Here is a 12,483-nt window from a genome sequence, read left to right on the forward strand (position 1 = left end):
GGCTTCAATGCGACGACGAGTAATGGTCGGAAATTTTCAGGCCGATTTTTGGCAGGAGTGGCAATGGCGCTGCAACGTTGTCCGGCCCTTCGAAGGTGAACGACGCCGCCTTGATAACGAACGCACCGGGACAGTGGAACGTCATGTTGCCGTTTTCGATGACCAGCGACGCCCCGCCGCTGTTGAGCGTGATTTTCGACTTTGCCGCCAGTTGGACGTCCGCACTCTCGCTCGCGACACGCAACTGTTTCTGCGCGAACAGATCCATCCCGTCCGTCAGGGCCATAGCCGTCAATTTCCCCTTCGAGGCGGTCAGATTGATGCCTAGCTTGTGGGCACACAGCGAAATCAATTCGCCCGCCATCATCCGCAGCCGCTTGGTGACGCTGACGTCCATGTGCTTGCCCGCCGTGACGATCACGTTCTCGCCCGCCGAGTGCTGGGCAGATTTAGGCGTCACGAACGCCATGCCGCCGGGCGCGCTCGCGAGCAGCCCCGCGTCACGAAGCTGGTTCAATCCGTCCAGCAGTGCCGCCTGCGTGGCCCGGTCGGCCGGTTCTACCTTCGCCTGCCGTGTAGCATCGGCCAGTTCCGTTACGTGCTGCAGCGCTGCCTTCAGCTGCTGGATGGCAGCGGGCATGTCGAGGTGCGGCGTGTCAGCACCACCTGTCGAGTCCGCGGAAAAATACAGCCCCTTCTCCGCACGCATCGTGCCCCACGCACGAGTCGTGACGTCGATTCCCTCTCCGCGCTTGAATTTCTTGCTGTCGAGCAGATAACCGAGATTCACCGCCGACTGGCCGTAGACCGTGGCGATGCGCGCGCTTTCCTTCTCTCGCAGGTCGTTGAACACGATCTCCGCGCCCCGCAGCGGCGAGCGCCAGATTGCGTAGCTGAACATCGCCTGCGCACCATGCACCAGGTCCGGGTTCGAATAGTCGTGCAGCGCGCCCGATATAAGCAAGCGATCGACGTCGTTGTGTTCCCCCTGCAGCAGCACCTCCGTCTGCGGCAGCAATGGCGAATGGAAGCCGGCCTGATACGACGACGACGGACGCACAAGGCGCAGATTCAGCAACTGCTTGTCGGCGCTGTCCGACCCCTGCAGGAACTTGGGCAGGACGGGATAGCGCCCGTGCTCGTCTATACACGCATAGGGTGCGCGGTCAAACGTCGCTACAACGCCGGCGACTGGCCCTTCCAGAAAACGCCAATGCTTTTCGTAGTCGAATTTCGGCCGGTAACCGAGATGTCCGGGCATCGCCTTGAAGGTATTGTGCGCCGGCTTGGTGCGCCCGCCCTTCATCTCCATCGATGTGGTCACGAACCCGTATTCGGCGCCGCGCATCTTCGTGTTGCCAAGTTTCACCACCACACCCGGCATGAGGCCCTTCACGTTGCTGGTACCGAACAGAGTGACCTGACGGGCGATCTGCTCGTCGCGTCGCGTTTGCACCAGCGCCTCGCCCCTTGCTGCGTCAGGTGAAATTCCGCGCTACGGTTGATCCGGCCGAACACCGAGCGGTCACCGCTCTCGTCCGAAACGGTCGCCGTCGCGCACAGCGGATCCTCCGGCGTGCGATAGTTGCGCTCCCACACCTCGATCTCGGCCGGCACCAACGTGCGTTCGCCATTCAGTGAAAGCACCGCCTCGTGCCAGTTACCCGTGAGGCCGGAATCCGGCATCAGCGGCACTTCGATCGAACGCACGTAGGCGCGCGGATTGTCCGCAAATACAACGGTGTCGAGCTGCCCCTGCTTGCCGCGTCCCTGTTTGTAGAACCAGAAAATGCCTTTTCGGCGGCAATGACGTGCGATGAAGTTCCAGACGGACTCCTCGTACATAACCACCTGCTCAAGCTTCTCCTTCACGCCTTCCAGGTTGAATTCGATATCGAACGCGTCGAAGTTCCGCCGATCGACAACCAGTTCGGTGATGATCTCCTGCAGGCTCTTGTCGCGAAATACCCGCGAGCCATGCACGCGCTTGAGCAGAGCGGCAAACCTGGGCTCGATGCGCAACTGGTAAGCCGCCTCGTCGCGACTCGTACGGATACGCTTCCAGCGCGTGACGATGCCATTGAAGGTGGCTGCGGCATGCTCGACCGGATCGACGTAATTGACCGACGGGACAGCCACCCGCTCGTCAATTTGCAAGCCTGCGCGCCGTCCGACGCACTGCTTGCCATCGATATCGAGATGTGGCGAGGTAACCGTGACATCGACCTTGTAGTCCCTGCAAAACCCGGCGCGTACCTTGAAGTCGAGCACGTCGAGCCCGAGGTCGAGCGTGCCGATCCATATTCCAAGACGCTGGCTAAGGCGTGCGCTCGGATGGCGCAGTGCATCCACAAGGGTTTTCGTCACCGCATTCATATGCCATTCCTATCCGATTGAAGAAGAAACGATGTAATACCGTTGCACCAGCAACTTTGATCGAAAGGGCGCAGAAGCTGCAACGCGAAAAATCCAGCTTCCGTTACTACGTATACGAGGCCTTCAATAAAATTGTTAAATAGAGTGACTTTTGATTCTCTGGTCCGCCCAAAATCAATATCGAATGATTCGACCGCACCAGTTTCGTTTTCTTGATTCGAACGGCGGCGAGCGGTCCATTTCGACCGCGGGTTGCGTCGAGGGCATCAGCGCGCTTCGAATATATGGATACTGTGTGGCGCCGCCTCCCGAAGAAGCGCTAAGATTCACCGCATGTCGACTCCCGCCTCCTCCCTCGAAGCCCTGCGCACGCTGCCCGCGCGGCGCCCGGCCGTACGCTGGACGCTGCGCGTGCTGCGCTGGGCGCTCACGCTCGCCGTCACGTTCGCGGGGCTGCTCGCGCTGACGTTCGTGATCGGCCGCAAGGTACCGATCGATCCCGTGCTCGCGATCCTCGGCGATCGCGCGTCGGCCGACGCGTACGCGGCCGAGCGCATCGCACTCGGCCTCGACAAGCCGCTCGCCACGCAGTTCCTGATCTACGCACGCGACGTGCTGCACGGCAATCTCGGCATGTCGCTGCTGACCGCGAACCCGGTGCTCGACGACATCAGGCGCGTGTTTCCGGCCACGCTCGAACTCGCGACGATCGCGACGCTGATCGGCATCGCGATCGGCGTGCCGCTCGGCGTCGCGGCCGCGGTGAAACACAACCGGCCGATCGATCACGTCGCACGCTTCGTCGGGCTGATCGGCAATTCGGTACCCGTGTTCTGGCTTGGGCTGATGGGGTTGCTGCTGTTCTATGCGCGGCTGCACTGGGTCGGCGGGCCCGGCCGGCTCGATCCCGTGTACGACGGAATGGTCGACCCGCGCACGGGGAGCCTGCTGATCGACGCGGTGCTCGCCGGCGAATGGGACGTGTTCCGCAACGCGATGTCGCACATCGCGCTGCCGGCCGCGATCCTCGGCTACTACTCGGTCGCATACCTGAGCCGGATGACGCGCTCTTTCATGCTCGACCAGTTGAGCCAGGAATACATCGTCACCGCGCGCGCGAAGGGTTTGTCCGAGCGCCGCGTGATCTGGCAGCATGCGTTCGGCAACATCGCGGTGCCGCTGCTCACCGTGATCGCGCTCACGTACAGCAACCTGCTCGAAGGCTCGGTGCTGACCGAGATCGTGTTCGCGTGGCCGGGGCTCGGCTCGTACCTGACCGGCGCGCTGCTGAACGCCGACATGAACGCGGTGCTCGGCGCGACGCTCGTGATCGGCGCGATGTTCATCACCGTCAACCTGCTGACCGACGCGCTGTACCGCGTGTTCGATCCGCGTGCGCGCTGAGGGCCGCTTCGATATGACCGTTTTCATCCTGCTTCCTGTTGCACCCATGCCGAAGGCCACCCGATCATGAATGCCGAGCGTCTCACCCTGCGCGCGTGGCTGCTGTCCGATGCGCCCGCGTCGCGCTCGCAGGCCGCGTTCGGCCTCGCGTACCGCCGCTGGCGCCGGTTCGCCACGAATCCGCTCAACCTGTTCGGGCTCGCGATCCTGGTCGCACTGATCGTCGTCGCGATCATCGGCCCGCTGATCATGCCGCACGATCCGCTGCGCCAGGTGCTGTCCGACCGGCTGCTGCCGCCCGGCTCGCCGTCGCACTGGTTCGGCACCGACCAGCTCGGCCGCGACATCCTCTCGCGGCTGATCGCCGGATCGCGCCTGACGCTCGGCATCGCCTTGCTCGTCGTCGTGATCGTCGTGCCGATCGGCCTGCTGATCGGCACGACGGCCGGCTATTGCGGCGGGTTCGTCGACAGCGTGCTGATGCGCATCACCGACATCGCGCTCGCGTTCCCGAAGATCGTGCTCGCGCTCGCCTTCGCGGCCGCGCTCGGCCCCGGCGTGATCAACGCGGTCGTCGCGATCTCGATCACCGCGTGGCCCGCGTATGCTCGGCTCGCGCGCGCGGAGACGATCCGCATCGCGCAGGCCGATTACATTCATGCGGCGCGGCTGCAAGGCGCGTCGGGCCCGCGCATCCTGCTGCGCTACATCATGCCGCTGTGCATGTCGTCGGTGATCGTGCGCGCGACGCTCGACATGGCCGGCATCATCCTGACCGTCGCGGGCCTCGGCTTTCTCGGCCTCGGTGCGCAGCCGCCGAGCCCGGAATGGGGCTTCATGGTCGCGTCGGGCCGCAACGTGCTCCTCGACGCATGGTGGGTCGCGACGCTGCCCGGTATCGCGATCCTGCTCGTCAGCCTCGCGTTCAACCTGCTCGGCGACGGGCTGCGCGACGTCTTCGATCCGCGTCATGGAGCGTGACATGTCATTGAATTCCATCGCCACCCCGGCACCGCTCTGCGAGATCGACGGGCTGAAGATCGGTTTTCGCGGGCACGACGGCGTCGTCACCGACGCGGTGCGCGACCTGTCGCTGACGCTCGCGCCCGGCGAGCGGCTCGGCATCGTCGGCGAATCGGGCTCCGGCAAATCGCTGACCGGCCGCGCGCTGCTCGGCCTGCTGCCCGACGCCGCGCGCTGGTCGGCGCGCACGATGCGCTTCGCGGGCCACGACCTGCTCGCGATGTCGCCGCGCGAACGCCGGCGCCTGTGCGGCAGCCAGATGGGGATGATCCTGCAGGACCCGAAATATTCGCTGAACCCGGTGATGACGGTCGCGAAGCAGATGGGCGAAGCGTTCCGGCGGCATGAGCCCGGCTTGCGCGGCCGCGCGCTGCGCGAGCGGATCGTCGACGCGCTCGCGGCCGTGCAGATCCGCGATCCGGCGCGCGTCGCCGATGCGTATCCGCACGAGCTGTCGGGCGGCATGGGCCAGCGCGTGATGATCGCGATGATGGTGTCGACGGGCCCGCGCCTCCTGATCGCCGACGAGCCGACGTCCGCGCTCGACGTCGCGGTGTCGATGCAGGTGCTCGCGGTGCTCGACGCGATGATCGCGCGGCACGACACGGGCCTGATGTTCATCAGCCACGACCTGCCGCTCGTGATGTCGTTCTGCGACCGCGTCGCGGTGATGTATGCGGGCCGCGTGGTCGAAACCTGCGCCGCGCGCGATCTGCGCGACGCGTCGCATCCCTATACGCGCGGGCTGCTCGCGGCGAATCCGCCGCTCGCGAACCCGCCCGACGAACTGCCGGTGCTGCGGCGTGACCCGGCATGGCTCGAAGCAATGCCGCCGACCGCCGCGCTCGCCGGTCCCCAGGAGGCCTCGAGATGATCGACGTCGATCACGTATCGATCCGTTTCCCGACCCGCACGGGTCACGTCGACGCGGTGCGCGACGCGAGCTTCGCGGTGCGCGACGGCGAAGTGTTCGGGCTCGTCGGCGAATCGGGCTCCGGCAAGTCGACGCTGCTGCGCGCGCTGACCGGCCTCGTGCCGCTCGCGGGCGGCAGCCTGTCGATCGATGGCCGGCCTGTCGGCGGCACGCCCGATCGCGCATTCCGCCGGCACGTGCAGATGGTGTTCCAGGATCCGTACGCTTCGCTGCATCCGCGCTTCACGGTCGACCAGACGCTGCGCGAGCCGCTGTCGATCCATGCGATCGGCGACGCCGACGCGCGGATCGCCCGCGCGCTGTCCGAGGTCGGCCTCGGCCCGTCGTTCCGCTTCCGCTATCCGCACCAATTGTCGGGCGGCCAGCGGCAGCGCGTTGCGATCGCGCGTGCGCTGATCGTCGAGCCGCGCGTGCTGCTGCTCGACGAGCCGACGTCCGCGCTCGACGTATCGGTGCAGGCGGAAATCCTGAACCTGCTGCGCCGCCTGCATCGCGAACGCAACCTGACGATGATCCTCGTCAGCCACAACCTCGCGGTGATCGGCTTCCTGTGCCAGCGCGTCGCGGTGATGCAGCACGGCGAGATCGTCGAACAGCTGCGGATCGAGGACGTGCGGGCCGGGCAGGTTGCACGCGACTACACGCGCACGCTGCTGAATGCGACCGAAGGGTATCGCCGGCTCGATCCGGCAGCCGGTGTGCCGGCAGCCTGACATCCGCACGACGCGCCGGCATGCGATACTCGGCACGCCACGCGGCGGCCGGCCGTCGTGTGGAACCCTTGCGCACTGCAAGGGTCAACTTCCTTTCGTCAACAGCGCAACAGCCATAGGGAGGCGTTCATGCTGCAATTCATCGAAACCCTGGTCGTCGGGCTCATCGTCGGCCTCCTCGCCCGCGCGTTCAAGCCGGGCGACGACAAGATGGGCATCCTGATGACCATCGTGCTCGGCGTCATCGGCTCGCTGGTCGCCGGCTACGTCGGCCGCGCGGCCGGCTGGTATGCGCCGGGCCAGGGCGCGGGCTGGATCGCGTCGATCATCGGCGCGATCGTGCTGCTCGTCGTCGTGGGTGCGATCCGCAAGCGCGCGGGCTGAACACCGCACACCGCGCTCCGACGCAAACGGCCGCTCGTCTCACGCGAGCGGCCGTTTTCTTTTGGTGAATCGTCCTCCTCAGGATTGCCGATTCGTTGAGCCCTCAACGATTCACCTGCGAATCCCGCATCCATCGACGCGTGTCACCCGAGCTTACGTCATCGGCAATACCCTGACTTGCGGCCGCACAAATTTGAGATAAATTGATTGAAGGAACGCGGCGTCGTTTGCTCGTCGTCGCTATTTCCGGTTTCTCACTCAAGAGGTTCGATGAAATTGCCGTTTACGCATACAGCACCGCAGCGTTGACGGACTGCCATTCGAGCGGCCTCGCTGCGACGCGCTTCCTCTCTGGAGCCTGTCATGAAGCATCGCCTGTTTGCCGCCTCGTTTGCCCTGGCTGCCTCGCTTCTGGTCTCGTCCTCGTCATTTGCCGCCGGCGCGTCCGGCATCATCCACTTCACCGGCATGATCGTCGAGCCGCCGTGCTCGTTCGCGCTCGACACGACCGACGCCGCGCATGCGCACGTGCGCCCCGACTGCCCGCGCCCGGCGAGCGGGCAAGTCGCGTTCGTCGACGCGGCCAGCCTGCGCCCGATCAAGACCACGACCTTTACGCAGGCCTCCCGCGCAATCGTTTTACCTGATCGTCCGGGCAACGCGAACGCGCCGATGATCGCCGTCGTCACCTACCAGTAACGCTCGCTGCGGGAGAACGTCGCGCGTCAGTCGCGATGGCGCGCGATCCAGTCGCTGAACGCGCGGATCTTCTGCTGGCTGCCGAGGTTCTCGGGATAGACGAAGAAGTAGCGTGCGCCCGTTTCGAGCACGATGTCGAACGGCCGTTCGAGCCGGCGCGCGCTGACGTCGTCATCGACGAGCGTCACGTCGCCGATCGCGACGCCGAAGCCCTGCATCGCCGCATTCGTCGCGAGATCGAGCGTGTCGAACGTCGGCCCGCGCGCGGGATCGACGCCGCGCTCGCCCGCATGGTCGAGCCATGCGCGCCAGTCGCGGTGGTCGCGCGTCGGATGCAGCAGCGTATGGCGCGCGAGATCGCCGACCGCGCCGAGCGGCGACGCCTGCCGCAGCTCGGGCGCGCAAACGGGCGTCAGCCGCTCGTCGAACAGCGGCAGCGCGACGACGCCCGGGCCCGGCGACGTCCCGTAGACGATCGCCGCATCGAACGGCTCGCTCGAGAAATCGACGACGTGCTGCCACGCGGTCGTGATCTGCACGTGGAGATCGGGATGTTCGCCCTGGAAGCGCATGATGCGCGGCAGCATCCAGCGCATCACGCAGGTCGGCACCTTCAGCGCGAGATCGGTGCGCTGCCGCGTGAGCTTCATCGAGATGTCCTCGATCCGCGCGAAGCTCTCTTCGACCACCGGCAACAACTGCTCGCCCTCGGCCGTCAACGTGAGGCCCTTCGCATGCCGCCTGAACAGCGGAAAACCGTAGTGCACCTCGAGCGTCTGGATCTGCCGGCTCACCGCGCCCTGCGTGATGCACAGCTGCTCGGCCGCGCGCGTGAAGCTGCGGTGGCGAGCCACCGTCGAGAAGATCTGCAGCGCGTGCAGGGGCGGAAGTCGGCGCATGGCGAACGGGAAACGGGAACGGAAAACGACGCGGAAGGACCGCGCGCCGACGCCGGCGCGCACTGACCGACACGATAAGCCAAACGCCGGCTTCGCGCGAGACGCCGAAGGTTCAGGCCGTCGCGGTCAGCGCGCCCGCCGCGATGCGCGCCGCCGATGCGACGACGTCCGCGCGCGCCGCGGCAGCGGCATCCGGCTGCGTGAACGACACGGCCATCACGATCGGCGCGTGCGACGGCGGCCACAGCACCGCGACGTCGGTCGTCGTGCCGAAGCCGCCGGTGCCGGCCTTGTCGGCAACGCGCCAGCCGGGCGACACGCCCGCCGCGATGCCGGTCGCGCCGCGTGCGCCGCCGACCATCCATTCGGTCAGTTGCGCGCGCTGCGGTTCGCGCAGCACGTCGCCGAGCAGCAGCCGCTGCAGCGTGTCGACCATCGCGACCGGCGTCGACGTGTCGCGCTCGTCGCCGGGCGCGGCCTTGTTGAGTTCGGGTTCCCAATGATCGAGGCGGAAGGTGGTGTCGCCGCATTCGCGCGCGAACGCCGTGACGGCCTGTGGGCCGCCGAGCACGCTCATCAGCAGGTTGCCCGCGCCCTTGTCGCCGGACTGCAACATCGCCGCGCACAGCTGCGCGATCGTCATGCCGGTGTCGACGTGGCTCTCCGTCACCGGCGAGCCGGATACGATTTCATAGCGGCGGTACAGGATGCGGCGCGGCAGCAGCGATGCGTCGAGCGCGCCGCGCGCGAGCATCGCGGCGGCCGCCACGACTGCGTACGTGCCGCACAGCGGGAAGCGCTCGCGCGCATGGTGCGCGATGCGCACGCCGTTCGACGTATCGAGCGCGGCGACGCCGAGCCGCCCGTTCGAGGCTTTTTCGAGCGCGGCGAGTTCGGCTTGTGCGGTATGGGCGCGCCCCTGGTCGGCGACCGGCGCGGACGTGCACGCGGCGACGAACGGTGCGGCAACGGCGGCAAGCAACAGCGAGCGGCGTGTCGGAGAGTGTTCCATGAATGAGGTCTGTTCTGTCGGAAACGGTGGCGCGAAGCGACACTGCCGCGCGTCGGCGACGCGCGACCGTTCACGCCGACGGCCGGCCCACGACGACATTCGCCGCGCATCCCCGAAAGACGTCCGTCGGCCCCGCGCGCTGGCGGGATTCGCATGAACGCCTAGCGTAGCAGCGACCGCCGTCGCGTTCCAGCGAAACGGCCCGACTTCACCCTTGCGACGAAGGCAGGTACGGCATCGGATTCACCGGCTTGCCGTCGCGTCGCACCTCGAACAGCAGCGCGACGCGCGAATTGTCAAGGTCGCCCATCTCGGCGATCGCATCGCCTTGATGCACGATGTCGCCCGTCTTCACGAGCAGCTTGCGGTTGTGCGCATAGGCGGTCAGGAAATCCGCGTTGTGCTGGACGATGATCAGGCTGCCGTAATCGTTCAGGCCGGTGCCCGCATACATCACGCGCCCGTCGGCCGCGGCGCGGACCGGGTCGCCCGGCCGGCCAGCGATCTGGATGCCGCGGTTCTGCCCGGGCCGGAACCCTTCGACGATCTTGCCGTTTGCGGGCCACTTGAGCGCGACGCCGCCCGCGTGGCGCTTCGTTTCCTTGACGACCTGACGGTCGCTCGCGGCCGACGCGCTGGCCGGCGAAGTGGCTTGCGACGCTATCTGCGCAGTCGCCTGCGCGGTGGCCTGATTACCCGCCGCGCCATTGCCCGCGACGGCCTGCGTGCCGGCCGCGCCCGCGGGCGGCAGCGGCTGCTGCTTGACGATCCGCAGCACCTGCCCCGTGCGCAGCCTGCCGTTCCCGGCCAGCTTGTTCCAGGTACGCAAGTCGGCCACGCTGCAATCGTTCGCGGAGGCGATGCCCGTCAGCGTGTCGCCGCGTTTCACGACGTACTTCCGCGCGACGAGAATCGGCGCGGCCGGCATCGTGGCGGCCGGCGGCGCCGCGGCGGACGGGCTCGAATCAGAGGGCTGCGCCGCCAGCGTGTTGCTGGGCGGAACGGACTGCGTATTTGCACAACCGGCCATGACGAGCACGGCGGCCAGGCCCGACAGCCACGCCGCCTTGCGGTGAATCTCGCGCGTTTTCATGGACGATCCGACTCCGGTTTGACAATCTTTCAAGCATCTCAAAAACGGAACGGCCGACGTGTAACCGGATGCAAACAATGATGACAAACGATCACGGACCGGATGCCGGCCGGCATTCGCTACCGGTAATACGGTCCGATTCGGAAAAACTTGATGGCGCTTGCGCCGAAAAACGGAAGAATTTTCGTCGCAAAAAACTATGGCCGGTTCGTTTGGATAGTCTCGCCCGACGACATTTACCGCAACCATGCGACGAATTCGGCACCGGCCCACGCGACACCGATGCACAGGAACAGCAGATGCAGCGCGATCTTGAACGACACGCCCCATGACGAATCGATCTGCATGACGGGCTCCCCGGTTGATGTGCGTCCATGATCGGCCGTCGGTCGCGCCCCGAAAATGCGGAAGCGGCGAACCGGGTCTCAGGCTACCCCTGAGACCGGCGCCGCGGTTCCTGCTAACTTATCGGCCATTCCCCCACCCATCGCTCCGCCCATCATGCGCTTCGACCTGACCGACCTGCGGCTCTTCCTGAACATCTGCGAAGCCGGCACGATCACGGGCGGCGCCGAACGCACGCACATCACGCTGCAGGCCGCGAGCGAGCGTATTCGCGGGATGGAGGACGAGCTTGGCGTGCCGCTGCTGCACCGGACCAAGTCGGGCGCGCAGGCAACCGACGCGGGCCGCGCGCTCGAACATCACGCGCGCACCGTGCTGCAGCAGATCGATCACATGCGCGGCGAACTGCAGCAATACGGCCAGGGGCTGCGCGGCCATATCCGGCTGCTGTGCAACACCGCGTCGCTGAGCGAATACCTGCCCGATGCACTGGCCGATTACCTGCCGCGCCATCCGAAGCTGTCGATCAGCGTCGAGGAACGCTCGAGCCAGGAGATCGTGCATGCGATCCGCAACAAGACGGCCGAGGTCGGCATCGTCGCCGATTCGGTCGGGCTCGGCGGGCTCGAACAGAAACCGTTCCGCGAAGACTGGCTGATCGTCGTCGTGCCGGCCGCGCATCCGCTCGCGTCGCACGACAAGGTCGCGTTCGACGACATCGCCGGCGAAGACTTCATCGGCCTCACCGACGGCAGCGCGCTGCAGGTGCATCTCGCCGATCAGGCGCGCGCGCTCGGCAAGCGGATCCGCTATCGCGTGCAGTTGAAGAGCTTCGACGCGATCTGCCGCGTGATCGCGAGCGGCGTGGGCATCGGCATCGTGTCGCGGCATGCGGCCGAGCGCGCGATGCAAACGATGGACGTGCGGCTCGTCGAGTTGTCCGATCCGTGGAGCCATCGGAAACTGACGCTCTGCGCGCGGTCGTTCGACGCGCTGCCGAAGTACACGCGCGAGTTCGTCGCGTTCCTGTCGGGCGACGCACCGCCCCCGTAACGCGCACCGCGCCCGGCTCGCCCCATCGACATACGGAGACTTGACCATGACCGATATCGATCTCGCCACCCGCTATCGCGCGTATATCGACTGCCTGAACCGACAGGACTGGACGGCGCTCGGCGAGTACGTGTCCGACGACGTGATCCACAACGACCGGCCGCTCGGCCTCGCCGGTTACCGCGCGATGCTGGAACAGGACTTCCGCGACATTCCCGATCTGCGCTTCGACATTCGGCTGCTCGTGTGCGAGCCGCCGCGGGTCGCGTGCCGCCTTCGCTTCGCGTGTTCGCCGAAAGGGACGTTCATGGGGCTCGCCGTCGACGGCCGCAAGGTCACGTTCGCCGAGAACGTGTTCTACGAGTTTCACGAAGGCAAGATCCGCCAGGTGTGGTCGGTGATCGACAAGGCGGCGATCGAGAAGCAGCTTTGAACGTCGTCGAAACGGCGGCTCGTCGCGTGCGGCGGCGGGTGGCCGTGAGCGGTTCGCTGCAGTTCGAGTCTTGTGGATAACGTTTTCTCTCTTCATGCAGCGAGAACCCGTTTCC

The 12,483-nt window shown here is 66.3% G+C and carries 13 protein-coding genes; 8 read left to right on the plus strand and 5 right to left on the minus strand.

Annotated elements, in window-relative coordinates:
• Positions 1 to 4 precede the first annotated feature (4 nt).
• Both A9Z05_RS38410 and A9Z05_RS38415 read right to left on the minus strand, forming a co-directional pair.
• On the minus strand, positions 5 to 1,456 hold the full coding sequence (locus A9Z05_RS38410; RefSeq protein WP_371090850.1) for a DUF2345 domain-containing protein: 1,452 nt from the start codon (positions 1,454 to 1,456) through the stop codon (positions 5 to 7).
• Positions 1,393 to 2,376: a contractile injection system protein, VgrG/Pvc8 family gene (locus A9Z05_RS38415; protein WP_371090852.1), complete on the minus strand. Its 984-nt coding sequence runs from the start codon at positions 2,374 to 2,376 to the stop codon at positions 1,393 to 1,395. The genes A9Z05_RS38410 and A9Z05_RS38415 overlap by 64 nt, the downstream gene beginning before the upstream one ends.
• 333 nt (positions 2,377 to 2,709) lie before the next feature.
• On the opposite strand from A9Z05_RS38415, the gene A9Z05_RS10285 reads away from it, so the two are divergent.
• The 6 genes from A9Z05_RS10285 (at position 2,710) to A9Z05_RS10310 (ending at position 7,533) form a co-directional block, all read left to right on the plus strand.
• The gene (locus A9Z05_RS10285; protein WP_069617992.1) at positions 2,710 to 3,780 is read left to right on the plus strand and encodes an ABC transporter permease; all 1,071 of its coding nucleotides are present in this window, start codon (positions 2,710 to 2,712) and stop codon (positions 3,778 to 3,780) included.
• Between the two features lie 66 nt (positions 3,781 to 3,846).
• The gene (gene nikC / locus A9Z05_RS10290; protein ID WP_069617993.1) at positions 3,847 to 4,761 is read left to right on the plus strand and encodes a nickel transporter permease; all 915 of its coding nucleotides are present in this window, start codon (positions 3,847 to 3,849) and stop codon (positions 4,759 to 4,761) included.
• Between the two features lies 1 nt (position 4,762).
• On the plus strand, positions 4,763 to 5,677 hold the full coding sequence (locus tag A9Z05_RS10295; protein ID WP_069617994.1) for an ABC transporter ATP-binding protein: 915 nt from the start codon (positions 4,763 to 4,765) through the stop codon (positions 5,675 to 5,677).
• Positions 5,674 to 6,450 (plus strand): ABC transporter ATP-binding protein, encoded by a 777-nt coding sequence (locus tag A9Z05_RS10300; RefSeq protein ID WP_069617995.1) that lies wholly within the window; start codon positions 5,674 to 5,676, stop codon positions 6,448 to 6,450. Before A9Z05_RS10295 ends, A9Z05_RS10300 begins: the two co-directional genes overlap by 4 nt.
• A 129-nt stretch (positions 6,451 to 6,579) precedes the next feature.
• Positions 6,580 to 6,834: a GlsB/YeaQ/YmgE family stress response membrane protein gene (locus tag A9Z05_RS10305; protein WP_069617996.1), complete on the plus strand. Its 255-nt coding sequence runs from the start codon at positions 6,580 to 6,582 to the stop codon at positions 6,832 to 6,834.
• Between the two features lie 363 nt (positions 6,835 to 7,197).
• Positions 7,198 to 7,533 (plus strand): hypothetical protein, encoded by a 336-nt coding sequence (locus tag A9Z05_RS10310; protein WP_069617997.1) that lies wholly within the window; start codon positions 7,198 to 7,200, stop codon positions 7,531 to 7,533.
• Between the two features lie 26 nt (positions 7,534 to 7,559).
• On the opposite strand, the gene A9Z05_RS10315 is transcribed toward A9Z05_RS10310, so the two are convergent.
• The 3 genes from A9Z05_RS10315 to A9Z05_RS10325 all read right to left on the minus strand — a co-directional run bounded on the left by A9Z05_RS10315 (position 7,560) and on the right by A9Z05_RS10325 (position 10,537).
• On the minus strand, positions 7,560 to 8,432 hold the full coding sequence (locus A9Z05_RS10315; RefSeq protein WP_069618049.1) for a LysR substrate-binding domain-containing protein: 873 nt from the start codon (positions 8,430 to 8,432) through the stop codon (positions 7,560 to 7,562).
• A 112-nt stretch (positions 8,433 to 8,544) separates the two neighbouring features.
• Positions 8,545 to 9,444, minus strand: coding sequence for a class A beta-lactamase (gene bla, locus A9Z05_RS10320; RefSeq protein ID WP_069617998.1), 900 nt, complete (start codon positions 9,442 to 9,444; stop codon positions 8,545 to 8,547).
• Between the two features lie 208 nt (positions 9,445 to 9,652).
• On the minus strand, positions 9,653 to 10,537 hold the full coding sequence (locus A9Z05_RS10325; protein ID WP_069617999.1) for a peptidoglycan DD-metalloendopeptidase family protein: 885 nt from the start codon (positions 10,535 to 10,537) through the stop codon (positions 9,653 to 9,655).
• Positions 10,538 to 11,038: 501 nt separating this feature from the next.
• On the opposite strand from A9Z05_RS10325, the gene A9Z05_RS10330 reads away from it, so the two are divergent.
• Both A9Z05_RS10330 and A9Z05_RS10335 read left to right on the plus strand, forming a co-directional pair.
• Positions 11,039 to 11,935 carry a LysR substrate-binding domain-containing protein gene (locus tag A9Z05_RS10330; RefSeq protein ID WP_069618000.1) on the plus strand — a complete coding sequence of 299 codons (897 nt, stop codon included), beginning with the start codon at positions 11,039 to 11,041 and terminating at the stop codon, positions 11,933 to 11,935.
• A gap of 46 nt (positions 11,936 to 11,981) precedes the next feature.
• The gene (locus tag A9Z05_RS10335) at positions 11,982 to 12,368 is read left to right on the plus strand and encodes an ester cyclase (RefSeq protein ID WP_069618001.1); all 387 of its coding nucleotides are present in this window, start codon (positions 11,982 to 11,984) and stop codon (positions 12,366 to 12,368) included.
• The last annotated feature ends 115 nt before the right edge of the window (positions 12,369 to 12,483 follow it).

The sequence above is a fragment of the Burkholderia sp. A2 genome (genome assembly GCF_001729305.1).
Classification (GTDB): domain Bacteria; phylum Pseudomonadota; class Gammaproteobacteria; order Burkholderiales; family Burkholderiaceae; genus Burkholderia; species Burkholderia sola.